This window comes from Chitinivibrionales bacterium, from assembly GCA_035516255.1.
In the GTDB taxonomy this organism is placed as follows: domain Bacteria; phylum Fibrobacterota; class Chitinivibrionia; order Chitinivibrionales; family FEN-1185; genus FEN-1185.
In genome coordinates, this window is record DATJAL010000019.1 from 71,571 (window position 1) to 97,926 (window position 26,356).

Genomic DNA, 26,356 nt, shown 5'->3' on the forward strand with positions numbered 1-26,356 from the left:
CATAGAAAAATTCCCGCCAATTGGAGCGGTGTTCTTCAATCGGGGAACCACAACAATGTCCTCATCGTCCGAAGAATATAAAAAGTCGGTTAAGAAGAATCTCGACCTCATACTCGAGGCGTTTGCGCGCGTCGCGGTCGGAGATTTTTCTAAACGCATCGACCTTTCTCAACTTCCGCCGGACGACGATTTTACCACGACGCTCTGCGGCCTCGACATGATGATGGACGACCTCATCGATGCGCAGAAGGAGCTTGCGGAGATACATCAGAAACTCGAACAGCAGGTTTCTGAGCGGACCTCCCAGCTTACCGCTGCCAACAAACAGCTCAATTGCGAAATAGAAGAACGGAAAAAGATAGAGGCCAGCCTCCGTGAAAGCGAAGAACATTACCGGCTGCTCGCGGAATCGGCCGATGATTTCATCTACATCTTTGACAGAGGCATGAACATTACCTATGCGAATAATGCCGTGACCCGGCTGGTTGGCAGGCCTAAAGAGGAGATCGTAGGAAGAAATGTGCAAGACCTGCTCCCAGTCCCCGGGATCAGACTTCGTTCCATGGACGAGCTGTTGAAGGCAGTTAATGACAAGGTATCCTTGTCGCGGCAGATGAAGATGCGTTTTCCCTCGGGAGAAATTTGGATTGATACGGTGCTCGTGCCGATAGCCGACCCAAAAGGCGACGTCACCTCTATGATGGGAATATCGCGTGACATCACCCAGCAGAAGCAAGCCGCCGATGCCCTTGCTGAACGGGAAAAATTCCTGGCTGATATTTTTTCCAGTTTCCAGGACGGCATCAGCGTGCTCGACAGCGATCTCACCATCCTGCGCGTCAACGCCAAAATGGAGCAATGGTATGCCCATGCTATGCCGATAGTGGGAAAAAAGTGCTACGCGGTATATCATTCACGTACCGAGCCTTGCCACGCGTGTCCCAGCATCGCTGCCATCCGCACGAAAAAAGCGGCCTATGAGGTAGTTCCTCTTCACGGGGAAAATGGCCAGGTGCTCGGCTGGCAGGACCTCTACGCATTCCCCATGTTCGATGAAGGAAGCGGCAAGGTAAAAGGCGTCATCGAGCAGGTGCGTGACATCACGGTCCGGCGCCAGGCGGAGGAAAAACTCAAACAGAGCGAGGCGTTGTTCCGCACGCTCGCCGAAACCGCGGGCGCGGGAATTTTCATCGTTAAAAACATGAAGATATGCTATGTCAACACACGTTTGACGATTGCGACCGGTTATACAAAAGAAGAATTGCTTGGAATGAATTTCTGGGACATTGTCCACCCGGATTTCAGAGAAGAAATCAAGCAACGCTATGCGGCCCGAATGCGCGGGGAACAGTTAAATCCGGAATATGAATTTAAATTTTTAAGAAAAGACGGCACCGATGGATGGGTCAGCCATTTTGTCGGATTGATCGAATATGAGGGCGGGCCCGCGGTCATCGGGACCCTGTTTATCACCACCGAACGCAAAAAGGCCGAACAGGCGCTCGCCGAAGAAAAGGAACTGCTTTCGGTCACCATGGCGAGCATCGGCGACGGCGTCGTGTCCACCGACAACAACGGCGTCGTTCTCACCATCAATAAAAACGCGATGGAAATCGCGGGCGACCTTTCCGGCGGGCCGGCGGGCAGGCATATCGATGAGGTGATGTGCTTTATTGACGAAAAGACAAAGGAGCCTTTTCCGAATATCATCTGCACGATGGTAAAGCGCTATGGAATCCAGCGGCACGAACGGCGCGTCATGCTGCGAAACGCGAAAGGTGCGGAGCGCCTGGTCGATCTTTCGGTCGCGCCCATCACCACCGACAAGGGTGCGACCATAGGCATGGTGCTGGTGTTCAGGGACGTCACCGAGCGGCAAAAACTCGAGGAGGAGCTTTTCAAGGCCAGAAAGCTCGAGTCCTTGGGCGTGCTTGCGGGCGGGATCGCCCACGATTTCAACAACATTCTCACCGGCGTGATCACCAACCTTTTCATGGCCAAGGTAAGGATTAAATCCGATAAAGAAACGCAACAGCTCATTGCCGAAGCGGAAAAAGCGTCGTTCAGGGCGAGCAAGCTCGTGAAACAATTGCTCACCTTTTCAAAAGGTGGCGCACCTGTCAAGGAAGCGGTTTCCGTCAAGGACATCATCGAGGACAGCGTCGGGTTCTGCCTTTCGGGCTCAAACGTCAGTTACAAGCTCGAGATCGCGCCCGATCTTTCCCTGGTGGAGGCCGACCGCGGGCAGATCGACCAGGTGCTGAACAACCTCATCATCAACGCGGACCAGGCGATGCCCAGCGGCGGTCACATCACCGTCAAGGCCGAAAACATAACGCTTCCCGCGGCGGGCCAGGGCGCGGAGTCCCCGGAACCCGCGCTGCCCTCAGGCGCATATGTAAAGGTCACGGTGGCGGACCAGGGCGTCGGGATCCCCAAGGAGGATCTGGAGAAGATATTCGATCCGTATTTCACCACCAAGCCCAACGGAAACGGCTTGGGACTCACCATCGCCTATTCAATCATCAAAAGCCACAAGGGGTTCATCGCCGTCGATTCACAGGTGGGAAAAGGGACCGTTTTTTCATTTTTTCTCCCCGTCGCGCAGCCAGCGCCCGCTCCTTGGGGTCCGGGTGCGCACGCAGCGGGACCGCCCGGGACCATGCGGGTGCTCGTCATGGACGACGACAGCGCGGTGCGGGTCGTCGTCACCCAGCTGTTGAAAAACTCCGGGTACAAAGTTGTTTGCACTTCTTCCGGCGAGGAGAGCATAACGGCATACGGTGAGGCAATGCGGTCCGGCGACCCGTTTGACGTCGTGGTCATGGACCTGACCGTTCCCGGCGGCATGGGCGGCAAAGAGACGGTGCAAAAAATCCTGGAGCTGGATCCCAAGGCCAAGGTAATTGTTTCCAGCGGGTATTCAAACGATCCGATCATGGCGAATTTCAGGGACTATGGATTTTGCGGCGTCATTGCCAAACCGTTCAACATTGATGAGTTCCTCAGCGTAATACAAAAGACGATTGCCGCTTCTTCAACCAAGGATGAAAAAAAAAGTGACCAGGAGCGCTGTCATGCGTAGTGTGAAAATCGTTCTTTGGACCGTGGTTTCGCTGATTGCCGCGGTTTCTTTTGCCGTGGTGGTCGGCCTGGTGAACCCGGCCGAAAAGGTGAATGCCCTGTGGATCGTGACCGCCGCGGCGTGTTTCTTCGCGGTCACCTACCGGTTTTATTCCAGTTTTATCGCCGCAAAGGTGCTGTCGATTGACGAACGCAGAAAAACACCCGCCATCCGCCTCAACGACGGACTCGATTACGATCCCACCAACCGGTGGGTGCTGTTCGGCCACCATTTTGCGGCGATCGCCGGCGCCGGGCCGCTCATCGGCCCCATGCTGGCCGCGCAATTCGGGTATCTTCCCGGCTTTCTATGGATACTCATCGGCTCGGCCCTTGCGGGTGGCGTGCATGACTTCGTTCTTCTCACGGCGTCGGTGCGGCGCAACGGCCAATCGCTCGCGCAGATCGCGAAGAACGAAATCGGACCGGTGGGCGGCTTTGCCGCCTCGCTGGCGATCCTGTTCATCATCGTCGTGGCGCTCGCAGGGCTCGGGCTCGCCGTTGTCAATGCGCTCAAGCAGAATTCGTGGGGGACGTTCACGATCGGCCTTACCATCCCGATAGCCCTGGTCATGGGATTCTATCTGCGGTACCTGCGGCCCGGCAAGGTGGGCGAGGTGAGCCTCATCGGCGTGAGCCTTCTTATCTTCGCCGTCATCGTCGGCGGCAGGATTCCGCATTCGTCAATCGCGCATTTCTTCATGCTCACCGACAAACAGCTGGTGGTCGCTCTGGTCGTGTACGGGTTCGTGGCGTCGGTGCTCCCCGTGTGGATGCTTTTGTGCCCGCGTGATTATTTGTCAACCTATATGAAAATCGGTACCATCTCCATGCTCGCGATCGGGGTGGTGTTCATGGCGCCGGTGCTCCAGATGCCGCCGGTGACCAGGTTCATTGCGGGCGGCGGGCCCGTCATCCCCGGAAAGCTGTTTCCGTTCATGTTCATCACCATCGCGTGCGGCGCCATTTCGGGGTTTCACGCGCTCATCGCGTCGGGCACCACGCCCAAGATGATCATGACCGAAAAGGACATCCGCATGATCGGCTACGGCGCCATGGTCACCGAGGGATTTGTCTCGATCATGGCGCTCATCGCGGCCACCATCCTCATCCCCGGCGATTATTTCGCCATCAACACGAAACTGGCGTTTGACAAGATAGCTGCGCTCGGGTTTCCCGTCTCGCAGATCAACGACCTCTCGGCCATGGTAGGGCTCAATGTGGTGGGCAGGCCGGGCGGCGCCGTGTCGCTGGCCGTGGGCATGACCACGATTCTCTCGCACATTCCCGGCATGAAAGGCGTGATGCCGTACTGGTTCACGTTCGCCCTCATGTTCGAGGCGCTTTTCATTCTCACCACGGTCGACGCGGGAACGCGCGTCGCGCGCTTTTTGCTCCAGGAAATGGGAGGGTACGTTTACAAACCCATGGCGAAGCTGCGCTGGGCGCCGGGCATGATCGGCACGAGCCTGCTCGTGGTGGGCGCGTGGGGATACCTCATTTACAACGGGAGCATCTCCACCATCTGGCCCATGTTCGGCGTCTCGAACCAGCTCCTGGCCGCCATCGCGCTCGGCGTGGGGACCACGGTGATCATCAAGTACGGCAAGGCCAAATATTCGTGGATCACCATCGTTCCCATGGCGTTCATGTTCGTGACCACGCTGACCGCGGCCTGGCAGCTTTTCTCCATGTTCCGCGTGAAAGCTGCGGCCGCAACCGTCGCGGCCGACAAGTTCAACTTCAGCCTCGACGCGACCCTGGTGGCGGTCATGGCGGCGCTTGCGGTGATTTCTCTTGGGGATATGCTTTACAAGTGGTACGGGTATTTGAGGGGGACGAGGGAGATGAAGATGAGCGAGGTGATCGAATATGCGGACGGGGAAAAAGGGGTAAGTGATCCTGGAATTAAATATATGCTTGATTGATGGGATGTTGGATGAAATGTCATTCCATAACAATCGCACTGATGCTTTTTGTGATGTCTTGTTTGGCCGGGAATGCCTCATCTCAAATTAAAGATACAGTCAAAATTCAGAAGCAAGCCGTCAATACTTCCAGCAATGACAGCTTAAAATTTGATTTTCATGTAGTTGGTATCGATTGTGGCGGTCCAAAGGTAAAGCATCATAAAGATACCTCCTCAATAATAAATAAAACTTTAAGGATCCAATTTGTAAAAGGGGGTAGCGGCTGTAATTATAATTGCAGGCTTGATAATAATGGCGATACATTAAATATTCGCTGCGGTTGTATCAAAGGTTCTGAGATGCAACATTTGGCATGTTATCTAATCAAATGCAAAATAACTGGACTCTCAAAAGGAACCTACTTCCTGAACTACGGCAGCGGAATCAAACAAATCCTCATCAAGTAACATTTCTTTCCCAACCAATCTGCCCGATCGGCGCCACTAATGATCATTGACTAAACGGAAATCCGCCGCCGCGTTAGGTGGACCGGAGGGTGAGCAAGAGCGAATTGCCGGCCGACCCTTCGCCGAAGGCGACTTTGGGCGGTCCGGCAACGAGGCCGAAAGGCCGAGCCCGTAGGGAGACCGACCCGAGCCTTTGCGTTAGCAAAGGGGAGGGGAACGCCCAACTTTTTTTCTTACCCTTATTACTCCTTGCCCCCCGCCACAGGCTTAAGATATTTTATATCACTTAAAACCGGAGTGTGGCCCAGCCTGGTTAGGGCACTTGGTTCGGGACCAAGTCGTCGGAGGTTCAAATCCTCTCACTCCGATTTTCTTTTTTCCCCCGGTCCTTTCCCCGCTAAAGAGCATGGGCGCAATGATGCGGCAGGTGCGGTGCCGGGTACTGCCGCCCGGTTGTTTCATGCTTGACAAGAAATTCACCGCAGAGACGCTGAGCGCGCAGAAAAAAATAGGATAGAGTTGAAGGTTGAAAGTTGAAAGTGATAATTCAAACCAAAACGCATTTAACTTTCAACTTTTAACTGTTTCTTTACTTTGTGTACTCTGTGTCTCTTGTGGCAAATTCATTTTTAAGTAGCGATAATGGAAAAACAACGTTTCTTCAAGGACATCTGCGACAGGACCCTCGACAACGGGCTCAAGGTGATCTGTCTCAAGAAAACCGGCGCGCCGGTCGTGTCGGTCCAGCTGTGGTACCGAACGGGCAGCGCCAACGAGCGCGACGGCATACGCGGGATCTCTCATTTTTTCGAGCACATGATGTTCCGAGGCTCGAAAAACGTGGGGCCCGAGGAGCACGCGCGCCGCATCAACGACGTGGGTGGACACTACAACGCTTTCACGGCCGAGGATGTCACCGCGTACCACAACAGCGTTCCCAAGGAATGCCTCGACATGGTGCTTTCGCTCGAGTCCGACCGGATGAACGATCTCATCATCAATGAAAAGGTGCTCGAGACCGAGCGCAACGTTATTGTCGAGGAATTCCAGACGTACATGAACAATCCGCTCACCAAGGCGTTTCTCGAGTTCCGGAAGGAATTTTTCAAGGGCCATCCCTACGAATACAGCGCGCTCGGCCGGATCGAGGACATCCGCACCGTGTCGGTGGCGGACTGCATGTCCTACTACCGGGAATGGTACGCTCCGAACAACGCCCTTCTTGTCGTCGTGGGGGATTTCGACAGCAGCGAAGTGGTGTTTGACAAGGTGGAAACAAATTTCAAGCGGCACGGGAAGCAGACCGCCGTCAGGGCGAGCAATGCCGTCGGCCAGCCAGCCTACCGGAACCTGTGGATGAAACGCGCCGTTGATTTTGACGTGCCCGTGTGCGTGATAGGGTATCCTGCGCCGCCCGCGTCGGACAGGGACGCGCTGCCGCTCGAGATTCTGCAGCTCATCCTTTCGCAGGGCGAATCAAGCAGGATGCACCGGGAGATCGTGCGGAAACGCTCGCTCGCCGTGATGGCGGGCGGCATGAACCAGAGCCTCAAGCGCTCGGGAATGTCCCTGTTTTTCGCCGTGTTCACGCCCAACGTTTCGCAGCGCCGCGTTGAAGAGGCGATCCTTAAGCAGATTGACGCGGTGCGAACGCAGGGAATATCGGAACATGAAATGGAAAAAGTGAAAAACTCGGTGCTCACGAACCGGGTCTATGAACTGTATTCCTGCGACCATGTTTGTCAGAAACTGGCATATTCCGAGGCCATTGAGGGAAATTACCGGTTGTGGGTGGAGCGGCTTTCAGCGCTCGAGGCCATGAGCGTGGAAACGCTCATGCAGGCCGCCCGGCGCTACTGGGTCGAGGCTGGCCGGCACACGCTGTATCTTAAGCCGAAAAAAATCAACCCGCTTCTCTATGCGGCGGGGATATTCAGGAAGCTTATTCCGCAATAGGAAAAAATAGCCACAGAGCCACGGAGACACAGAGAAGAAAATGATAATTAAAAAGAATACTTGCATACAACTCTAATTGTTTTCTCAGTGTCTCCGTGCCCCTGTGGCAGAATTAATTTACGCCGGCTCGAATCTAACAGGATTCCGATATGTCGGAAAAAAACATTTACACCTTTCCCCCCATAATCCAGGAAACGCTGGCAAACGGCCTTCATCTGATGCTCGTTGAAGACCACGAGCAGGAAGGCATCACGCTGGCCTTCCAGATGCCCGCCGGCGAATTCTGCGATCCCGTTTCCTTTGAAGGCGCCACCGAGCTGGTGATCGGCCTGCTGCTGAAGGGGCCGTCGTCGCTCACGCCCGAGGAATTCTCCGATCAACTGGAGCACGCCGGCGCCGGCCTGTTCACCGACGTCGGGGACGAGCACACCATCATCGGCTGCAAAATGCTTGCACGCCCGTTTGATCTTATCATGCCGCTGTTCTGGAACATGCTAGGCAACCCCGGACTCAGCCCCAAAGAGCTCGCACGGCTGAAGCGGGAAATGATCACCGGCCTGCAAGCCGAACTTGCGGACCCCATGTCCATTGCAAACCGCCATTTCGGCAGCGTGCTCTGCGGCGCGGCGCATCCGGTGGGAAGAGTGCAGACGATACAATCGGTCAAGAAGATAACCATGCGACAGATCAGGGAATATTACGATTCCCTTGTGTCGCCGGAAAACGGCTCCCTTGTGATCGCCGGCGATTTTGACTCACGCGAAGTCATGCAGAAATTCCGGCCGTTCATTGAATCATGGAAAAAAAAGCGGAAAATACCGGTTGAAGCGGCCGGCACGCTGCCGCCGCTTTCTTCAAACAGGATACGCCTTATTGACAAGAAGGATTTATCCCAGGTGTCCTTCATCATCGGGTATCCCGTGTGCGGCGAGCTCGACCCGATGCGCAACGAGCTGGCCCTGGCGAATTACATCCTCGGCGGGGGGAATTTTTCATCGCGTCTCATGGCGCACATCCGCTCGCAGGAGGGAAAAACCTACGGCATTTCGTCGCAGTTCTCCTGCAACCGAGGCTTCGGCATTTTTTCCATTGCAACGTCGACGCAGACCGCAAAGGCCGCAGAGATGCTCACGTCTATAATGGACGTCTGCCGCACCTTTGCGGAAAACGGCGTTACCGGTGAGGAACTTGACAAGGCCAAAAAATTCGCGCTCGGAAGCATGGCGTTCCAGCTCGAGGGAATCGTTAATGTCGCTGAAAAACTCCTGTGGCTCAGGGAATTCGGAAGGGACGTTTCATACATCGAACGGTTTAACGAACGGATTGAGGGAATCACGCTGCAAGGCGTCAACGATGCGATTCGCAAATACCTGTCGTCCTCCCATTATGCAATCACGGCGGTGGGGAAGAAGGAGGAAATCCAGAACATTCTTGCCGCGTACGGTGCCGTCGAGACCGTGGATTTCCGGAAGAATCCCTGACGGTTGGCAACCGAACCATGAGATGATATATCCGTTGCGGGATTTTTCATTTAAACCTATTTTTACTAAGCAGTTCATTAGTATGTTGACATTAACACGCTACGTATGATAATTCTGGATGATCAAAGAATGACTTGATGATGTCGGGCGAGTTCTGCAGCCAACGCAATGTACCAACGACTTTACTTTTTAGCATTTCTGGCCCGGGAATGAAGGAGCGTCCGACTTTCGGTTTCACAGTGTTCCAAACCAATTCATCCGGGTTTGTTTCAGGTGAATACGACGGGAAACGGATGAGACGGATTCTGCCATTATACGATTCGATATGCTTTCTAACCTTGGTGCTTCTATGAACCGGATGACCGTCAACTATCAGGTAAACCCTATTACGTCGATTGTGAATCAAACGATCTACAAATTCGCAAAAAATGTCGGCGCTCACCGTTTTCTCCGTCACCATGAAGCGCATCTCTCCTTTTCGGGTTATCGCCGAAACCATATTCAAACCAAATCGAGCACCAGTGGCCGGGACTTTTGGCGTCTTCCCGCGAGGCGCCCACGTGGTTCCCGCATGGTAGTCAGAACGAATTCCCGCTTCGTCAGCAAAAAATACCGATGCATGCTCTGCCTTTGCACGCGCCGCGATTCGTGGAAACTCATGATTCATCCATTGATCGACCGCATTCGGGTCCTGCTGGTAGGCTCTAAACAACGGCCTCTGACAAGTCAATCCCAACTTCGCCAACAGCCGACCTACAGAAACCACACTCATGGAAACACCATGTTTTCGCCTAATCAAATCACGGATCATTTCCCGTGTCCACAGAGCAAACTCGAATTTCAATTGCAAAGGGTTCTTCCCAACAACGGTACGATAAATCCATCGTATCTGTGTCGTTGCCAATTTCGGTGGACGGCCAAACAGCTTCTTTGCTTGAAGAGCTTGCCATCCTCCCGCATTGTATGCTGCAAGCCACCGGTAAATGATAGCACGTGTCATCCCCAGGGCAGCTATCACTTGCTCGGGGCTTTGTCCGCCTTGAACCGACTGAACTGCACGAATACGGATCGCTTCAAGCGTCTTATGATCCAACTTCCTACCATCGAGCTTCTTTGTCTCCATGGTAGTAATATATATTATGCATACTTACTTATGAACTGATTAGTAACTCTGATTATGTTGAAAGGCGCAGCCCGCGCTTTCCCCGTGACTTGGCGCGGGGTTAGCGGGCGACGATAAAATATTCTATTTCCATGGCCAAGGAAAAATCCCCGACACTTAGGGCGGGATTCTTCAATGAAATAATGAAATGATGACCTTGATTTGAACTTATCAGTCTTTGTTTTCAAAATGAAAGTGCTGTTGTTTAAGGCATGGCACAAAATGGCCAAGGTTTTCTTAAGTCTGGGGAGCAACAAGGGCGACAGGGCGCATTATATTGCGGCAATGGAAAGACGGCTTAAGTCCGTTTTGCTTCCTCCGGTTAAACGGTCGCGACTTATGAAAACGGAACCAGTGGGGGTTGAGGGAAAGCAGCGCTGGTTTTATAATCGGGTTATATGCGGAGGATACCGGAATTCGGTGCGCGGGCTGCTTTCCCAATGCAAGGAAATTGAAACCGCGCTGGGACGCACGCACAAGAAAAAGTTGGCGTCCAGGACTGCGGATGTTGATATTCTTTTTTTTGGGAATTCAATAATAACCGAAAAAGATCTTGTCGTGCCGCACCCACGCATCCGTAAAAGGCGATTTTGCTTGGAAGGCCTGGCAGAACTTGCGCCGAATTACAAAGTGCCGGGCATGCGCCTCACGGTTTCGCAGCTGTACAGCAACATGACAAGTGCTGTGCGCAGACAGAAGGTTGCTTTTATGACTACGCAGGCGCATTCGGCGAGGGGCGCGAAATGAGCTCCCGCAGCCTCCGTCTTCCGCGGCATATAAAACACGTCAGCGTCGAGGGGGTGCTCGGCGTGGGAAAAACCGCCCTGTGCCGCATTCTGGCCGCGCGGTGCGACGCGCGTCTCGTACTCGAAGAGGGCGAGGAAAATCCCTTTCTCCAGAAATTCTACAGGAACCGGAAATCATTCGCGTTCCAGACCCAGCTCTGGTTCCTCCTGTCGCGGTACCGCCAGCTTTCCGAGACCTTTGTGCAGCTCGACCTGTTTCACGACGTCACGGTGCTCGACTACATGTTCGCGAAGGACCGGATATTCGCGGCGGTCAATCTTGACGAAAATGAACTCGCCCTGTACAACAGCATCGTTTCGGCGCTCGAGGAGCGGGTGCCCATGCCCGATTACGTGGTGTACCTGCAGGCGTCCACCGAGGTGCTGTGCCGGCGCATCGAAAAGCGCGGCAGGCCCTTTGAAACGGACATCGACGCCGACTACGTCGAACAGCTCAACCAGGCGTACAACCATTATTTCTTCCATTACACCGACTCGCCGCTGCTCATCATCAACACCAACGACATTGACTTTGTGGAGAACGACGCCGATCTCGACGAGATGTTGCGCGAAATCTGCAAGGCGCTTCCGGGCACCAATTTTTTCCAGCCGCCCGATACCGCGACCAAGGACCGGCTGAAGGAAAGAAAAATCCCGAAAGGACTGTAGCGCGCCATGAAGATCGTCACCAGCCCTTCGGAGATGAAGACCCTTTCCCTGACCTTTCAGAAGGCGGGGAAGCGAGTGGGGCTCGTCCCCACCATGGGTGCGCTCCACGCCGGCCACCTGTCGCTGCTCAAGACCGCCCAGCAACTCTGCGACGTTTCCGTCATGAGCATTTTTGTCAATCCCGCGCAGTTCGGCCCTTCGGAAGACCTGGCAAAATACCCGCGGCCGTTTGCCGAAGACTGCAGAAAGGCGGAAGAAAACTGGTGCGACGTCGTGTTCGCTCCTTCCGAAGCGGGCATGTATCCCGCCGGCTATTCAACGCACGTGAATGTGGAAAAAGTGACCGACCGGCTGTGCGGCGCAAACAGGCCCGGGCATTTCAGGGGCGTCGCGACCGTGGTGCTGAAGCTCATCAACATCGTCATGCCGCAGGTCGCGGTGTTCGGCCAGAAAGACGGCCAGCAGTGCATTGTCATAAGGAGAATGGTCGCAGACCTCAACGTGCCGGTAAAACTCGTGATCGCGCCAACGGTGCGGGAAACCGACGGCCTTGCCATGAGCTCGAGAAACACCTATCTTACTCAGGATGAACGGAGCGAAGCGGCGCAGATTCATAAAGGCCTTGCCGACGCGCTTGCACTTTACGAATCAGGAGAACGCACAGCCGCCGTCCTTTGTTCGGCGGTCAGGGACGCCTGCAAGGATTCGGCGACTTTTTCGGTTGAATACATCGAGTTGGTCGACGCCGTGACCGCGCATCCGGTTTCCGCCGTTTCCGGACCGGCGCTTCTGGCCGTTGCGGTGAGGACTCGTGAAAGCAAGACGCGGCTGATTGACAACATCGTCGTAGGAGGATCGCTTTGATGAACGCCCAGGGGCAAAAGGTTCCCATCATCTTTAATCTTTTTCCGCGCCATTATGCCACGATGGACGATTGGATCAAGGCGATCCCGCATGTCGCGTCAATGGGTTTCAATTGGATATTTGTCAATCCTTTCCATGCCACCGGGTTTTCGGGCAGCCTGTATGCGATCAAAAATTATTACGAGCTCAATCCGCTGTTCCTGAAAAAGGACGGCGACACCGCGGACTGGCGGCCGCTCAAGAAATTCGTCGCGGCCTGCAAAGGCGCCTCGATGGACGTCATGATGGACCTCGTGATCAACCATACCGCGTTTGATTCGTTTCTCGTCAAGTCCAACCCGGTGTGGTACAAGCGGGACGCCGGGGGGAAGCTGGTGAGCCCGCATGCCATTGACCCGGCAAACGCCGACAACGTGACGGTGTGGGGCGACCTTGCGGAGATTGACAATTACGAAAGCAAGGACAAGAAAGGGCTGTGGGACTACTGGAACAAGCTGGTACAGTATTTTCAGGAAATGGGCATCGCGGGTTTCCGCTGCGACGCGGCGTATCAGGTGCCCGCGGAGCTGTGGTCATATCTGATCAACGCGGCAAAGAAACGCTACCCGCGCTCCGTTTTTCTCGCGGAAACGCTCGGATGCACGCTGGAGCAGATGGCCGAAATGAAAGGCACGGGTTTTGATTTCCTGTACAATTCGTCGAAATACTGGGAGTTCGATAAGCCCTGGTGCCTCGAACAGCATGAGGAAAACAAAAAGATCGCGCCGTCGATCAGCTTTCCCGAATCGCACGATACACCGCGGCTTGCCGCCGAAAAACCGGGCACCATACAGGTCCAAAAGATGCGGTATGCCTTTGCCGCGATATTTTCCTCGGGACTGCTCATGCCCGCAGGATATGAATACGGCGCTAAAAACAGGATGGACGTGGTAAAGGGTTCGCCCAAGGACGTTGAGCAGCCCCAGTGGGAATTGGCCGGCTGGATAAAGCAGATGAATGAGTTCAAGTTAAGCCAGCCGGTGCTGTGCGAGGAAGGCACGTGGAGGCCCCTTACCGAATATGATGCTGAATTTATGTTTCTCGAAAAGCAATCGGACAACGAACAGAAACCCGTGCTTGTGTGTGTCAATAAAAATTCCGAAGGGGAGCTTGAGATCGCCGCCGCGGACCTGCCCGAGGAAATCAGGCATTATAAAAAAATGGTTCGGCTTACCGCAGATGCATTCAAAGAAACGCCGGTTTCGCACCATATCATGCTGAAACCCGCCGATATAATCGTCTTTCTGCGATGACGGATTTAGCAGGCTGTTGAAAAAGTCGCTTTTCCTGGTTCGAAAAGCTCACCACGAACGGTGTTTGTGCGCGGATTCCGGCACTTTTCCGTTCGCCCTGAGCCTGTCGAAGGGTGAACGAAGACTTTTTTCCACGCCCTGGCAGTGGAAAAAACCCGCATTACTTCAGTACAAGGCTTCCAAAAGGTATTTGGATGAGCTGGTACAGCGTGTCGCCGCGCGGTTGTTCAAGAAGAATTTTGCTGTACGTCACTTCCCCTGAAATCTTTTGTCCAAAAGCAAGCGAACCGCCGTCATGCCATGCCTTCAGGTATAATGCCCAGCGCTTTCCGTCCGCCGACGCCGCCATTGCCCGGCCCTGCGCCTGCACCGCCTCGGGCTGCGATTTGTTGTAAGCGCCTTTTCCCGCAACCAGGAAGCAGCCGTCCGCCGAATCAAAAGAAACCTTTTTCAAATCACCGAGGGAAGCATTGCTCTGCGAGCGGGTATTGGCATACACCGCATTTTCAAGCTTTATCAGAAGCGATAAAAGGGAATCGTATTTTGCAGAGTCAAACGGCACGGCGTTTGACGGCGGGCGGGCGGGGACCGCGGATGATGGCGATGTTCCCTGGTACTCCGACGGCTGCAGCTTGCACGAGGCAATGGACAAATAAAAAAACAGGAATGCGGTGATTGCGGCGGTGAAATGTTTCATGGTATTTTAATCCTTGCTGATTTGTGCATGATAAAGATACATACTAGAAAATAATTATCATCAATAATCGCAGTGACAAACTAAAGTCTTCATGAGCCAAAAGAAAAAAGCCCTTTTCCTTGACCGGGACGGCGTCATCAACGAAGACAGCGACTATCCCCACAAACCCGGGCAAATCGTGTTCAATCCGGGCGTGTTTGACCTGTGCCTCCAGGCGCAGGAAAAAGGCTATAGCATCGTCGTTGTCACGAATCAGGCGGGCGTCGCAAAGGGCCGTTTCACCGAGGCCGATGTTCAGGCGCTTCACCGATGGATGGCGCAGCGTTTCCTTGAAAAGGGGATCACCATCGCGGGGTTCTACTATTGCCCTTTTCATAAAAACGGGACCATCGAAGAATATAAAAAAGACTCCGACTGCCGCAAACCCAAGCCGGGAATGTTTTTAAAGGCCGCGGAGGACCTTGATATCGATTTGTCAAAGTCAATCATGGTGGGTGACAAGCAGTCGGACCGCATCGAGCTTCCTGAATTGAAATGTTTTGTCATTAAAAGCCGGTATTCAGGCGATAATTACGACTTTGGCGATATCGACAAGGTGAAAGATGTTCTGTAAAATAAAATGAATCCGGATTACCTGATGTCAACACGCCAAAACATCGAGGAGTGATTGTGGACAAGAAAAACAGCGCCGCTGCGGTCACTGCGCCGCAGAAGTTCAAATGGAGTCCGGTATTCTCAAACAGCTATGTCATCATCTGCGGAATTGCCCTTTTGGTCGTCATCGTGTTCACGCCGTTTCTGTTTTCCGACAAGATGCTGTTCGGCTCCGACACCATGAACGGGCTTGACTCGCACGTGTTTCTCAAGAATTCGCTGGGTAAATACCACCAGTTTCCGATGTGGTTCAACTCGAGGCTCGGCGGCATGCCTTCAATCGACGCCATGTTCGGCGACGCCATGTATCCGCCTACGCTGGCGATCAACGCCGTGCAGCCGATTCCGAGGGCGCTGGGCCTGCGCCTCGTGTTTCACGTGTTTCTCGCCGGGTTGTTTTTCTTTTTACTCTTACGGAAAGGCTTCAACATGCCCGCGTACATCGCGGGCATCGGCGCCGCGTTTTACATGCTCAACCCGGAATTTTTCTCCCACGTGTATCCGGGGCACGACGGAAAGATGTTCGTGATCGCGTGGCTGCCGTTTCTCATCTGGCGCATGAAGGCGCTCATGGACAGGCCGTCGTTTTTAAACTCGACCCTCATGGCCCTCGGCATTGCCGCGTGTTTGTTCACCTCGCATCTCCAGATGTCCTACCTCATGCTGTGGGGTTGTTTCTTTTACTGGGTGATAGCGATGATTGTCGCATGGCGCAGGGAAAAGAAGGTGTTGCCCCTTGTAAAAATCGGCTGCTATTTCTGGATGGCCGTCGCGATAGGGATGGGCCTCGCGTTCATACAACTCCTCCCGCCGTTCATGTACGTTCGTGAGGCTTTTTCCGTGCGCGGCGTCGACCGGGGGTTCGAATATGCCGCGTCATGGTCGCTGCACTGGCCCGAGGCGTTTTCGATGTGGGTGCCTGATTTCGGAAACACCCTCGATTTCTACTGGAGCGAAAACGCGTTCAAGCTGAACAGTGAATACGCAGGCGCAATGGCGCTGTTGTTTGGCGTCATCGCCGTCGTCCAGAAGCCAAAAAACCTGTGGAGGATTTTCTGGGCAGCGTTTGCACTGTTCGCCCTGCTGTACGCGATGGGCGTGCACACGCCGGTGTTTTATCTCATGTACTACCTTGTCCCCGGCGTAAAGAAATTCCGCGCCAGCAGCATGTTCATGTTCTGGTTTTCGTTCTCCGCGATCCTGCTCGCGAGCCTGTTTTTCAAGGACGTTGCCGCGGGATGGTTCAACGGATTTTCCGAGGAGCGGAAAAAAAAGTGGGTGAAGGGATTGCTCATCGCACTCGGCTCGATCACCGTGCTCACTCTGTTGTTTTCCATTAAAGGATTCGTTACCGCGGTCATGCAGCCGCTTACCACGGCGCTTGCCGACACGCAAAAGATCCGCGTGTTTGACGCGAATTTTTCAAAGAATTTTGTCCCGTTTTTATGGCTGTGGTGGTTTTTCGCCGGCGCGTCCCTGCTGCTGCTCATGGGCGTCGTAAGCAATAAGGTCGGCAAGTACGCCTTTCTCACCGCGGTGCTGGCATTCGGCCTCATTGACATCACGCGCGTTGACGCGAAATTCATTAAAACGATAAATCCCAAGCCGTATTTTTACGCGGAGCAGGCCATCACCGATCTGCAGGCGGAGATGGCGCGTGAACCTTTCAGGTGTTTTACTCTGCCCGGCGCGCTGCCGCAGGGCGGCGAGGGGATTCACGGGTTGGAAGGCGTTGGCGGGTTCCACGACAACGAGCTGTGTTGGTACCGGCAATTTCGCGGCGACCAGCAGGACCGGAACTACTTCACCAACCTGATCGGCGTCATGCAGGACGGAAGGCCCTATTTGAAGCCCGATAACTTGAAAGACGGCAACGCGTTCCTCAACATCGCAAATGCAAAGTATTATCTGGTCCGGCAGAACGATGAATTGTTCAAGATTCCGAACGAGGGTGCGCTGCCCCGTATTTCGTTTGCGCCGGGATATGTTGTTATGGACAGCGCGGCCGTTGTGGGTGCTCTCAAGACCGGCGCCTACGACTACCGGCACAAGGTATGCCTGCTTCAGGAACCCGAGGTAAAACCGGCGCCTTCCGCTGATTCCCTTGCGTCAACTCCCGCGTCGGTAAAATGGGTTGCCTACACCCCGAATTATCGCAAGGCGGAGGTCGCCGCCGGCGTTGACGGGTTCCTCCGCATTTCTGAGGTGTATTATCCGGGCTGGAAGATCCGCATAGACGGAACGCCGGTGAAAATTTACCGGTCCGACCTGGCGTGGATGGCGGTGAATTTCCCGAAGGGAAGTCACACCGTGGAAATGATCCCGCAATCGCTGTATCTTGGGAAAGCGGAGATGGTGTCGTATCCGATGATGATATTGCTGGGGATGTATTGGATTGGATTGGGCGTGGTGAGGTTTGCAAAGAGAAAAAAATGAATTTTACCGCGCACTTTGCTTCAATGTCTTTCAATCGAATGTGATCAGACAAATTACTTATTGGATTGGAATACTTCCCGATAAAAATCTTCTTGGATTTTCGCCACTTCTTCCCACGTAAAATTCTGCGCCCATTTATAGCCGTTTTTTCCCAGCCTTTCCCGTAAACCGGGATCGGCGAGCAGCAACGCCATCTTTTCCGCAAGCGCGTCAACGTCTTCCGGCGGTACGAGAAGCCCTGTCACATTTTCCTTTATTGCATCAGTCAAGCCTTGGACCCTGGTGCCGAGCGTTGCCCGGGAACACGCCGCCGCCTCAACGGCCGCTATGTTCCAACCCTCGAAGCGAGAAGGCATGCAGACAAATGCTGCGGACTGCAGCAGTTCCTTTCTTTTGTCGTCATTGATGTTGACAAGACATTGGATTCGATCCCGATAGGGCGAATCCTTAATCCTTTTCAATACCCAGTTGACATTGGTTTCCTGGCCGCGGCCCGCAATGATGAGTTTGTATTTTGGAAACCTGCTTGCGATTTTTTCAAATGCAGGGATCAGAATGTCAAGCCCCTTCATGTGAACGTCGATGCGGCCGAAGCAAAGAACAAATTCATCAAATGCGGCGGAGGCTGAAAAGAGGGAGCTTTCAAAACTGACATACCCGGCCTTTGCCCGTATGTTTTTTCTCTTGGATAAAAGATGGCTGGCCATGCTGTCCGTAAGGGTGATGTAGTTCTTTCCGAATGCAAGCGCGGCCTTCTCGGCAATCCAGGGGAATATTCCCAAGACGTTATATTTTTTGAAGACTTCATTTCCGGTGATATGGAAGAATAAGACCACGGTTTTTTTGGGCTTTAACAGAAAAGTGAGTACGGGTGAATAAATTGAATAAGGAATGGCGATTATGTCTGCGTCTGAAAATAAGCTTTTTAACGTTGCGATCAGAGAAAAAGAAATTCTGCTTAATAAATAACTCGCCGGGAGTCCAAGATGGCGAAGGGCAAAATGAGGCTCGCCGCTGTTCTTCGCTCCAGGGAAATTTCCGGTGAAAAATCTCACGTAATGGCGCGCCGAAATAAGCTGATGGACTTTTATTTCGCGCATGGCGCCGCCGCCGCCGCAGCGCGGGTTGTCAATATCGTCGTAGCAATACACGTCAATTAGCACTTCGTATTTCCTGTTTTCGGCAATTCCGCCTGAAAAAGGAGCCTGTTTTTTATATCTTTTACTTCTTTACCGCCGCCCAACAGCAGCGGGATTCCGCCGAGCAGTTTCAAGGATATGGAAAAAAAACCAAGGACAATGTAGATACCGAGCTGCTCTTTTGTCAGACCCACTTGTGAAAACATCAGGGCAAGCAGTCCTTCCCTTATGCCGAGGCCATTCGGCGTGAGTGGAATGGAGATACAGAGGATTTCGATAATTGGGAGATACAACAGGCATTCAAAAAGGATGAATTTTCTTGAAATGCCGTAGATGACAAAACATGCTCCAGCGGTTATAGTAACTTGCATGAAAAGTGTGACGAGTACTACCACAAGAAGATAACCCCGGGCCGCTCGGTACCTGTAAATCGCTTCACGTATATTCTCCAGCGCTTTGAGAAAGCGCAGCGGTATAATTTTGTAAAGCAGCTTGCGCATCGGTCCGGTGGCGCGTTTTGAGAACGAAAGGTAGAAGAGGACAATCAGGACGCAGAATGCGGATACGATTGATTCGAAGAAACCTTTCGGAAGCGTTGATCGGTCAATGCAAACCAGTCCGAATACCGACATAAAGGCCAATGCAAACAGGCCGATAATGCTCGCCACCCATGAAGATCCCCAGCTGAGTGAGTACCCAGCTTCTTTAGAAAGGAGCATTGCGCGTACGACATTCTGCGCCCCTGAAGATGGCAGCACAATTGAGAAGTAGAGGCCGACAAAGTGCGCCCTGAGCGTTTTGGCAATGGTCAGGCCGCGATCAAATGTGCGGAGCAGTATCCACCATCGGATGCCCTGGAGAAACATACTCGAGACGATGACGACGAAAAGGAGCGGAACGGTCCACCATGCAATGCTTGCCACCGTATGTGCCATTTGGTTCCATTTGATACTTAAAAAAATCCATGCAATGGGCACAATCGCCACTAGAAAGCGGAGCGGCAGCAGAAGGAAATTTTTAAAAAAGCTTTGGGCGCTCAAAATATGTATTTTTTGAATGATGAATGTCCGATTATGTTCGTTATCAATATACACCATTGACAAAACCAACGCCAACCCGCCCATGCATCCGGGGCAAGCTATTCAGTAGGCGGGTTAATAAATCCATCCTTCAAGGAAGTTTCATGGCATTTTCGAGTTACTATAAGACCAGGAAAGTAAGCGGAATCGGCAGGAGGCTGAACGAGGTATTCGCGGCTGCCGTTGCTGCCGAAGTTAAACGCAACTCAAGAGACGGCGATGCTGTACTTGAGGTGGGACCTGGCGAGGGTGGCATCGCGGACCGGCTTGTTCCATCGCTTAGGTATTGCGTTTACGAGGCAAGCCCGGTTCTTGCCTCCGGTCTCCGCGAAAAAGGAATCGAGGTGCGCGAGGCCTTTGCGCCGCCCTTTACCGAAGAGACCGCCACGCAAAACGTGGTACTGGCCACCCATGTTCTCGAACACATGGCGGGCCACTTCGAAGCGCGGCTGCTTTTCACGGAAGCCGCGCGCGTTCTTGTCCCCGGAGGGGTGCTCATCATAGTGTCGCCGGATTTCAACGACATGGGGAAGCTTTTTTTTGATGTTGATTATTCTCATTCCTTTGCCACCACACCGAATAGGCTTGTCCAGCTTGCAAAGGACGCCAGCCTTATTGTTATAAAAAAAAGGTTTCTGTACGGTGCATTGCCCGTTTTCCCGGGTATTATTTGCAATTTGCTGGTGAAACTCTTTTTTTATATTCTGCGGCCATTCAAGGAAAATACCATGTTCGAATATAAGGGCATTTTCAAATTGGAATACATGTTTGCCAGGGCGGTATACGTGGTTTTCCAGAAACCAATTAATTTTACAGAGGCCAAACAGGATTGACCAAAAACGACGGCGATTCATCTGCGATCACCCGTGAGTATTACGATGCATCGTATTACCGAAGCCACATGCTTAGGCTTGCTCAGAACGACCGATTCACCAGGGTCAAAGTACGGCGCGTATTCCAGCTTCTTAAACCGCGGCCCAGCGAACTGATTCTTGACCTGGGTTCGGGCGTGGGCACCATCATGATAGCGATTTCCGACGCGGGCGCAACGCCTGTCGGCCTTGATTATTCATTCAGGTCGCTGCAGCTGGCTCAGGAGAATTATAAAAAAAGCAGGCCCGATTCTAATTTTATGGGGGTATGCTGCGACGGAAGGTTTTTTTCCCTTAGGGACGGATCGCTTGACGCCGTCGCCGCCGTGGATTTTACCGAGCACCTTAATGACACGACCCTGCTGGCCACGCTTGAAGAGGTTTTCCGCGTCCTGAAAAAAGACGGCCGTTTTGTCCTATACACCCCAAGTAAAACGCATGTTTTTGAGCGCCTCAAACGTCATAATATCATCCTGAAGAAGGACGAGTCTCACATAGGTCTTCGTACCATGGAAGAATACCGTCAACTGCTTTTAAAGTGCGGCTTCGTTATTGTCAAATCCATGTTTTTTTCCACCGATATCCCCGTATTCAATACTCTTGAATCGGCCGTTATGAGAATTCCCCTGGTTGGCGGGCTCGCCAGAAGAAGGATTGGCGTCTGCGCAAGCAAGTAAAAATGCGCAGAGGGGAGTGTTTCCCTGCAGAAAACAGTTTTTCTGCATTACTCCGGAATTTGATTGCCAACTCACTGGTAATTATGTATAATCAGGTTGTCAGTGGGTGGAGATGAAAGACCAGATCTTCCGGGTCAGTTTTAATCGGCAAAAACCTCATTTTGCAAGGAGTGCTTATGCTGAGAAGAAAGCTGGCGGCATTATTCCTGTTGTCGGGGATGCTTTATACCGCATCAGCCGGGTTTCTTGAAGCGGACGGCAATACAGTCGCATTATGGAGGTTTGATGAAGGGCAAGGCACTATCGTCCATGACTGTTCCGCCAACCACAATGACGGCATTATTTACGGCGCCCAATGGTGCGACGGCCTGTACGGAATCGCTTTGGCTTTTAACGGGATTGACAATTACGTTTCGGTTCCTCACTCGGCTTCGCTCGTGTCACCTTCCGGAGCGATCACGCTTGAGGCCTTTGTATTCGTGGATTCCTACAATGCGTTAAGCTCTTGGTCCCATGTACTGGACAAGCCTCATACCTATGCCTTGAGCTTTGATGATGGGACGCCTGCATTTGCTGCGTGCGGAGTCGGCAATGAATGCTGGTGGACCCCCGAATCGTATAGCGCTCCCACCGGAAAATGGCTGCATGTGGCTGCCCAGTTTGACGGCCAAAAAAGGCAGATTTTCGTAAATGATTCCCTTGTTGCCGAAAGCCTCGCGACCGGGAGTATTGAACACCTCTCGGATTATCCGGTGAGCGACCTTGTGATCGGCGCGGGCAACCTGCTTTCGTTGCGCGTTGGGGCAACAGGATATTTCTTCCATGGCAAGATCGACGAAGTGCGCATATCCAACATAGCGCGCTACGGCAAAAGGTGCGGATATTTCACTCCCGATGCGCACACCATAGCGTTATATCATTTTGATGAGGGGGAGGGAAGCATTGTTCACGATGCTTCCGGCAATTCAAATGACGGAACCATCATTGGTGCGCAATGGGTAGACGGACGTTTCTGCAAAGCGCTTTCCTTTAACGGTGTAAACACCTATGTTTCCGTTCCGCATTCCGCCTCCCTCGTGTCGGCGACAAAGGCTATAACACTAGAGGCTTTTGTGAAAATATTCGGATTCAATCAGTTGAGTGAATGGTCTCATGTGCTTGACAAACCTCATACCTACGCCATGAGCTTTAACAACGGCACTCCAGCCTTCGCAGCGTGCGGGGTAGGTACCGAATGTTGGTGGATGCCAGGAAACTTCATGGCACCAATTGAAAAATGGATCCATGTCGCCGTCCAGTTTGACGGATGCGAACGCCATATCTATGTTGATGATTCCCTTGTGGCAAGAATCGCCGCTACAGGAACAATAGCGCATCTGGATGGGTATCCGCTAAGCGATCTGGTGATAGGCGCGGGCAACTTGCTTTCACTACGGCAGGGTGCCACCGGATATTTTTTCAATGGCCTGATTGACGAGGTTCGTATCTCTGATATTGCCAGATATGGGGATGTTCCAACTAATATAAAAAATCCAAAATCAGAATCGGCTGCACGAGGGCTTATTGTGGTAAAAGGTTCACAGATACTGTATGTCCCCAAAATTGAAACAAACGGCCCCGTTTTCCTTGACATATATAATTGCTCTGGCAAAGCAATTCGAAGCATTTCCTGTGGGAACCATGGGGGAGGCACTATAGCGTTCGTATGGGATGGAAAGGATGTTTCTGGCCGGTTGGTTCCATCAGGTCCATACGTTTATCGTATTAGGATTGATGGTTGCCGGATCTCCACGTTGGGTATCCTTGCTCGATAAGGGTACCAAATGTATTTGACCACGAAGTCTCAACCGCCATTCCGGCCTGTTTATCCTTTATTCATTCCGCCATATTGAAGTTAAACGGATCGCCGCCCATCAGCATAAGATTTTTAAAGAATCAAACCTTCGGCAAATACTGAATTTCGGCCACCCTAGAGCTTCTTGCCGCGTGTCTGTCGTCTGAAGTTGGCGGCACTTGTAATTTTCCCATCAATCTGCTATTTTTCTTTCTCCCTGACATGAAATTTTTCTAACCATTCCATCATTAAAGGAGCACGCACCGTGGCCAAATTATCAGGAAAAGCAGTCATCGCACAGGGCGGCGGACCCACCGCTGTCATCAACCAGAGTCTCGTGGGCGCCGTTTTACAGGCGAGAAAATACGCATGCATCGACAACATCTACGGCGCGCTCCACGGCGTTTCCGGCATTGTCAAGGAGGATTTTCTCGACCTCACCCAGGCCACGACGCACAACCTCGAAAAGGTCGCCTGCTCGCCATCGTCGGCCATGTGCTCCACGCGCGATAAGCCCGACGCCGAATACTGTGCCAAGATCTTCAAGGTGCTCAAGGCGCACGACGTGCGGTATTTCTACTACATCGGCGGGAACGATTCGGCCGACACCTGCAGGATCGTGAACGAAAACGCGCGAAAGGCCGGCTATGAGCTGCGCGTGGTGCATATTCCGAAAACCATCGACAACGACCTCCGCGTCACCGACCACTGCCCCGGCTTCGGGTCGGCCGGCAGGTTCGTGAGCCTGGCCTTTGCCGGGCTCAACCTCGACAACCGCAGTCTTCCCGGCGTCTATATCGCGGTGATCATGGGGCGCCATGCGGGATTCCTGACCGCGGCGTCGGTCTTCGCGAAAAAATATCCCGACGACGGCCCGCATTGCATCTATCTGCCGGAAAAAGCGTTCGACAAGGATAAGTTTCTTGCCGACGTTGACAGGTACTACAAGAAATATGGCAGGTGCATCATTGCGGTATCGGAAGGCATCGGCGACAAGGACGGCACACCGATCATCGCCTCCCTCAATAATTCGAGCGAGAAAGACGCGCATGGCAATGTCCAGCTCTCCGGAACCGGCGCGCTCGGCGATGCCCTGGCAGGGCTCGTGAAGGACAAGCTTAAAATCAAGCGCGTGCGCTGCGATACCTTCGGCTATCTCCAACGAAGTTTTCTCAGCGTGGTTTCCGGCGTTGACGCGCAGGAAGCGCGCGAGGTGGGCGAGAAGGCGGTGCAGTTCTCGGTGTGGGCCGACATCGACGGCAGCGTAGCCATCCGCAGGACCGGCGATTACTCGGTGGAATATTTCCTCACCCCGCTCGAGACCGTGGCAAAAGACACCAAGCACATGCCCGACGAATACATCGACGCGGCGAACAGCACGGTCACCGAGGCGTTCAAGGATTACGCACGGCCGCTCATCGGGCCCATGCCCGAATACGAACGGATCTCGGCGCCGCAGGTGAGCAAACTGCTGGCATGATGCACCGGTATCTTTATCTGGCGGAAAGGCCTCGTTGAGCATTTTCAGCGATCTGCATTACAGCATCATCTCCGGCAGATTCTACACCACGGTTTTGGAGCGGTCTGCCGGGGAAATCCTGCGTTTCGTGGCGCTTGTCTGCCTGCTTACCGCGCTGGTTTCCGGCGCCGCACACACGTATTATTCTTTTGACCGAAAAACAGGCATTGCCGCCCAGGTGGCGGGTCTGATCGGCGGCATGGAATTCAAAGACGGCTCCCTTGATCCGCATGCCGTCGTGCCGCGTTTCCCCGCCGTGGAATCCGTGGAAAAACTGCTGAACACGCTGCTTGGCGTGCCCCGTTTTTTTTCCGACCTGCCCGATTCGATTTTCATCATCGACACGGCGGCAAGCGCGCTGTCGCGGAAAAGCCCCCGCACCCAGATCCTGCTTGGAAAGCGTTCCCTCTATGTCAATCCCGGCACGCCGGTGAGTTTCACCATCCCGTATTCCTTCGTCGCAAAAGAGGGGACGCTTGTCGTGACCGAGGAGTCGGTACGATCCTGGCTGATGGGGCACATCACGGAGGTGGCGATAAATTTCATCGTGGAAACCGGGCTCGTCAACACGCTTGTTTTTCTCCTGAGTATTGCGTTTCTCACTTTTGCGGCATATATTTTTAGACTCGAACGAGAAAGAAAGTTCGGCGAATTTCTTGCGTTGGCGTGCTTTGCCGCCTCGCCGGTCTATGTGGGCACCAACCTCGTCGCGCTTTCGGGAACGACGTTTTTCTGGACGTGGCACGTGATGATCCTCTTCGCCACGTTCGTCATGTTCCGCGGCGTGATGGCATCACGCAGGGACACGGACCGGCCCATCAACAACGATTGAGACAGCGCTTCATGCTCCTCGGCGTACAGCAGAAAAAAGGCGACCCCGGAAGGCTTGACGGCAGGCTCACGGTGTATGCCGTGCTCGACATTGATCCGGCCGACCTCGTTTCCATGAAACACCCCGTCGCGTCGATGGCGCACAACGGCCTGCTTGTCGCGCAGGGAAATTACCGGGAGCAGAATAATCTGAGGGATTTTCTCAAGTCTGAAATGGGGCTGTCGCTTGAAGAGGGACTTGAGGATTTTCTCGACAAGCTCGGCGGCCTCGAATCGGCGCTGGACCCGGACAAACTGCGCGAGCGGATCGAGAACATCGACGAGATGGAGGATTTCATTCCCACACCCGCGAAAATAGTCCCGTTTCCGTCCGAAGCGGACGTGTTAGCCCAGGAAGGAGACGTGTTTTTCGCCGGCACCTTCAAGAACATCGGCAACGCCATCTTGAGCGTGAATTCCCTTCCCATCATGTACCAGGCGCGGTTCAGGGAACAGGAGATCCACAAGGTGCGCAACGAAATCGAGCAGCTCATCGCGCAGATAGAAAAAAACGCGCCGCTGCGGGAGCAGGCGATGTCCTCCGACGTGAAGGTGGAGGAGAAGATCATGAAGGAGTTCATTCCCAACATGCTCTACTGCCGCAAGGAGAAAAAGGTGTTCGGCGCGGCGGAGAAACAGTTCAGGGGATTTCTCAAGTCGTACCGCAACGCCGAGGACGTCGACGCGATCGTCTCCATCATCGCCGACGATCACGAGCTCACCTCGAAGCATTTCAAGCTCCTCGAGCTCTACGCAAAAAAAATAGCGCGGGTCATGGAGGAAAATTTCGGCGAGGCGGAAAAACTCCAGAACGACATCACGGCGCTCAAGCGCGAGTGAGCGGGCGGCCGGGGATGGCTACGGCCCTGC

The 26,356-nt window shown here is 53.4% G+C and carries 22 protein-coding genes and 1 tRNA gene; 19 read left to right on the forward strand and 4 right to left on the reverse strand.

What is annotated here, in order from left to right:
• The first annotated feature begins 55 nt into the window (after positions 1-55).
• The 6 genes from VLX68_06720 (at position 56) to VLX68_06745 (ending at position 8,937) form a co-directional block, all read left to right on the forward strand.
• On the forward strand, positions 56-3,085 hold the full coding sequence (locus tag VLX68_06720) for a PAS domain S-box protein (GenBank protein ID HUI91925.1): 3,030 nt from the start codon (positions 56-58) through the stop codon (positions 3,083-3,085).
• On the forward strand, positions 3,078-5,051 hold the full coding sequence (locus VLX68_06725; GenBank protein HUI91926.1) for a carbon starvation CstA family protein: 1,974 nt from the start codon (positions 3,078-3,080) through the stop codon (positions 5,049-5,051). Before VLX68_06720 ends, VLX68_06725 begins: the two co-directional genes overlap by 8 nt.
• Before the next feature lie 11 nt (positions 5,052-5,062).
• Positions 5,063-5,500 carry a hypothetical protein gene (locus VLX68_06730; protein HUI91927.1) on the forward strand — a complete coding sequence of 146 codons (438 nt, stop codon included), beginning with the start codon at positions 5,063-5,065 and terminating at the stop codon, positions 5,498-5,500.
• 293 nt (positions 5,501-5,793) lie between these two features.
• Positions 5,794-5,868: transfer RNA gene (locus tag VLX68_06735), tRNA-Pro, on the forward strand.
• A 274-nt stretch (positions 5,869-6,142) separates the two neighbouring features.
• On the forward strand, positions 6,143-7,456 hold the full coding sequence (locus tag VLX68_06740; protein ID HUI91928.1) for a pitrilysin family protein: 1,314 nt from the start codon (positions 6,143-6,145) through the stop codon (positions 7,454-7,456).
• Positions 7,457-7,605: 149 nt separating this feature from the next.
• The gene (locus VLX68_06745) at positions 7,606-8,937 is read left to right on the forward strand and encodes a pitrilysin family protein (GenBank protein ID HUI91929.1); all 1,332 of its coding nucleotides are present in this window, start codon (positions 7,606-7,608) and stop codon (positions 8,935-8,937) included.
• Between the two features lie 91 nt (positions 8,938-9,028).
• On the opposite strand, the gene VLX68_06750 is transcribed toward VLX68_06745, so the two are convergent.
• Complete coding sequence (locus VLX68_06750; protein ID HUI91930.1) at positions 9,029-10,060, reverse strand: IS630 family transposase; 1,032 nt, start codon at positions 10,058-10,060, stop codon at positions 9,029-9,031.
• A gap of 261 nt (positions 10,061-10,321) precedes the next feature.
• Here VLX68_06750 and folK point away from each other — a divergent pair, with 261 nt between their 5' ends.
• The 4 genes from folK to VLX68_06770 are packed head-to-tail and all read left to right on the forward strand — an operon-like array spanning position 10,322 to position 13,709.
• A complete protein-coding gene (gene folK, locus VLX68_06755) occupies positions 10,322-10,846 on the forward strand; it encodes a 2-amino-4-hydroxy-6-hydroxymethyldihydropteridine diphosphokinase (GenBank protein ID HUI91931.1) in 525 nt (174 codons plus the stop codon).
• Entirely contained in the window at positions 10,843-11,553 is a 711-nt protein-coding gene (locus tag VLX68_06760) for a deoxynucleoside kinase (GenBank protein ID HUI91932.1), read from the forward strand. Before folK ends, VLX68_06760 begins: the two co-directional genes overlap by 4 nt.
• A 6-nt stretch (positions 11,554-11,559) precedes the next feature.
• A complete protein-coding gene (panC, locus tag VLX68_06765; protein ID HUI91933.1) occupies positions 11,560-12,417 on the forward strand; it encodes a pantoate--beta-alanine ligase in 858 nt (285 codons plus the stop codon).
• The gene (locus tag VLX68_06770) at positions 12,417-13,709 is read left to right on the forward strand and encodes an alpha-amylase family glycosyl hydrolase (GenBank protein ID HUI91934.1); all 1,293 of its coding nucleotides are present in this window, start codon (positions 12,417-12,419) and stop codon (positions 13,707-13,709) included. The genes panC and VLX68_06770 overlap by 1 nt, the downstream gene beginning before the upstream one ends.
• A gap of 160 nt (positions 13,710-13,869) precedes the next feature.
• Here VLX68_06770 and VLX68_06775 read toward each other — a convergent pair whose 3' ends face one another.
• Positions 13,870-14,406, reverse strand: a complete 537-nt coding sequence (locus tag VLX68_06775; GenBank protein HUI91935.1) for a hypothetical protein — start codon at positions 14,404-14,406, stop codon at positions 13,870-13,872.
• Positions 14,407-14,497: 91 nt separating this feature from the next.
• Between VLX68_06775 and VLX68_06780 the strand changes: the two genes are divergently transcribed.
• Together VLX68_06780 and VLX68_06785 are read left to right on the forward strand one after the other, a co-directional pair.
• Complete coding sequence (locus tag VLX68_06780; protein ID HUI91936.1) at positions 14,498-15,019, forward strand: HAD family hydrolase; 522 nt, start codon at positions 14,498-14,500, stop codon at positions 15,017-15,019.
• Between the two features lie 56 nt (positions 15,020-15,075).
• Complete coding sequence (locus VLX68_06785) at positions 15,076-17,496, forward strand: hypothetical protein (GenBank protein HUI91937.1); 2,421 nt, start codon at positions 15,076-15,078, stop codon at positions 17,494-17,496.
• Between the two features lie 53 nt (positions 17,497-17,549).
• On the opposite strand, the gene VLX68_06790 is transcribed toward VLX68_06785, so the two are convergent.
• A complete protein-coding gene (locus tag VLX68_06790; protein HUI91938.1) occupies positions 17,550-18,278 on the reverse strand; it encodes a glycosyltransferase family 4 protein in 729 nt (242 codons plus the stop codon).
• A 204-nt stretch (positions 18,279-18,482) separates the two neighbouring features.
• Here VLX68_06790 and VLX68_06795 point away from each other — a divergent pair, with 204 nt between their 5' ends.
• Positions 18,483-18,656, forward strand: coding sequence for a hypothetical protein (locus tag VLX68_06795; GenBank protein ID HUI91939.1), 174 nt, complete (start codon positions 18,483-18,485; stop codon positions 18,654-18,656).
• On the opposite strand, the gene VLX68_06800 is transcribed toward VLX68_06795, so the two are convergent.
• Entirely contained in the window at positions 18,653-19,759 is a 1,107-nt protein-coding gene (locus VLX68_06800; GenBank protein HUI91940.1) for a lysylphosphatidylglycerol synthase transmembrane domain-containing protein, read from the reverse strand. The genes VLX68_06795 and VLX68_06800 overlap by 4 nt on opposite strands.
• Positions 19,760-19,818: 59 nt before the next feature.
• On the opposite strand from VLX68_06800, the gene VLX68_06805 reads away from it, so the two are divergent.
• The 6 genes from VLX68_06805 (at position 19,819) to VLX68_06830 (ending at position 26,326) form a co-directional block, all read left to right on the forward strand.
• Complete coding sequence (locus VLX68_06805; GenBank protein HUI91941.1) at positions 19,819-20,547, forward strand: methyltransferase domain-containing protein; 729 nt, start codon at positions 19,819-19,821, stop codon at positions 20,545-20,547.
• The gene (locus tag VLX68_06810; protein HUI91942.1) at positions 20,544-21,263 is read left to right on the forward strand and encodes a class I SAM-dependent methyltransferase; all 720 of its coding nucleotides are present in this window, start codon (positions 20,544-20,546) and stop codon (positions 21,261-21,263) included. The genes VLX68_06805 and VLX68_06810 overlap by 4 nt, the downstream gene beginning before the upstream one ends.
• A gap of 176 nt (positions 21,264-21,439) precedes the next feature.
• On the forward strand, positions 21,440-23,077 hold the full coding sequence (locus tag VLX68_06815) for a LamG-like jellyroll fold domain-containing protein (GenBank protein ID HUI91943.1): 1,638 nt from the start codon (positions 21,440-21,442) through the stop codon (positions 23,075-23,077).
• A gap of 285 nt (positions 23,078-23,362) precedes the next feature.
• Positions 23,363-24,577 carry a 6-phosphofructokinase gene (locus tag VLX68_06820; protein HUI91944.1) on the forward strand — a complete coding sequence of 405 codons (1,215 nt, stop codon included), beginning with the start codon at positions 23,363-23,365 and terminating at the stop codon, positions 24,575-24,577.
• 34 nt (positions 24,578-24,611) lie between these two features.
• Positions 24,612-25,448, forward strand: a complete 837-nt coding sequence (locus VLX68_06825) for a DUF1189 family protein (GenBank protein HUI91945.1) — start codon at positions 24,612-24,614, stop codon at positions 25,446-25,448.
• 11 nt (positions 25,449-25,459) lie between these two features.
• Entirely contained in the window at positions 25,460-26,326 is an 867-nt protein-coding gene (locus VLX68_06830) for a hypothetical protein (protein ID HUI91946.1), read from the forward strand.
• Positions 26,327-26,356 lie beyond the last annotated feature (30 nt).

Coding starts and splice junctions, on each gene's coding strand:
- VLX68_06770 (HUI91934.1), top strand. CDS start 12,417: ATGAACGCCCAGGGGCAAAAGGTTCCCATCATCTTTAATCTTTTTCCG.
- VLX68_06780 (HUI91936.1), top strand. CDS start 14,498: ATGAGCCAAAAGAAAAAAGCCCTTTTCCTTGACCGGGACGGCGTCATC.
- VLX68_06730 (HUI91927.1), top strand. CDS start 5,063: ATGAAATGTCATTCCATAACAATCGCACTGATGCTTTTTGTGATGTCT.
- VLX68_06720 (HUI91925.1), top strand. CDS start 56: ATGTCCTCATCGTCCGAAGAATATAAAAAGTCGGTTAAGAAGAATCTC.
- VLX68_06815 (HUI91943.1), top strand. CDS start 21,440: ATGCTGAGAAGAAAGCTGGCGGCATTATTCCTGTTGTCGGGGATGCTT.
- VLX68_06830 (HUI91946.1), top strand. CDS start 25,460: ATGCTCCTCGGCGTACAGCAGAAAAAAGGCGACCCCGGAAGGCTTGAC.
- VLX68_06805 (HUI91941.1), top strand. CDS start 19,819: ATGGCATTTTCGAGTTACTATAAGACCAGGAAAGTAAGCGGAATCGGC.
- VLX68_06775 (HUI91935.1), bottom strand. CDS start 14,406: ATGAAACATTTCACCGCCGCAATCACCGCATTCCTGTTTTTTTATTTG.
- VLX68_06795 (HUI91939.1), top strand. CDS start 18,483: ATGGCGAAGGGCAAAATGAGGCTCGCCGCTGTTCTTCGCTCCAGGGAA.
- VLX68_06740 (HUI91928.1), top strand. CDS start 6,143: ATGGAAAAACAACGTTTCTTCAAGGACATCTGCGACAGGACCCTCGAC.
- VLX68_06745 (HUI91929.1), top strand. CDS start 7,606: ATGTCGGAAAAAAACATTTACACCTTTCCCCCCATAATCCAGGAAACG.
- VLX68_06725 (HUI91926.1), top strand. CDS start 3,078: ATGCGTAGTGTGAAAATCGTTCTTTGGACCGTGGTTTCGCTGATTGCC.
- VLX68_06760 (HUI91932.1), top strand. CDS start 10,843: ATGAGCTCCCGCAGCCTCCGTCTTCCGCGGCATATAAAACACGTCAGC.
- VLX68_06800 (HUI91940.1), bottom strand. CDS start 19,759: ATGGGCGGGTTGGCGTTGGTTTTGTCAATGGTGTATATTGATAACGAA.
- folK (HUI91931.1), top strand. CDS start 10,322: ATGGCCAAGGTTTTCTTAAGTCTGGGGAGCAACAAGGGCGACAGGGCG.
- VLX68_06750 (HUI91930.1), bottom strand. CDS start 10,060: ATGGAGACAAAGAAGCTCGATGGTAGGAAGTTGGATCATAAGACGCTT.
- panC (HUI91933.1), top strand. CDS start 11,560: ATGAAGATCGTCACCAGCCCTTCGGAGATGAAGACCCTTTCCCTGACC.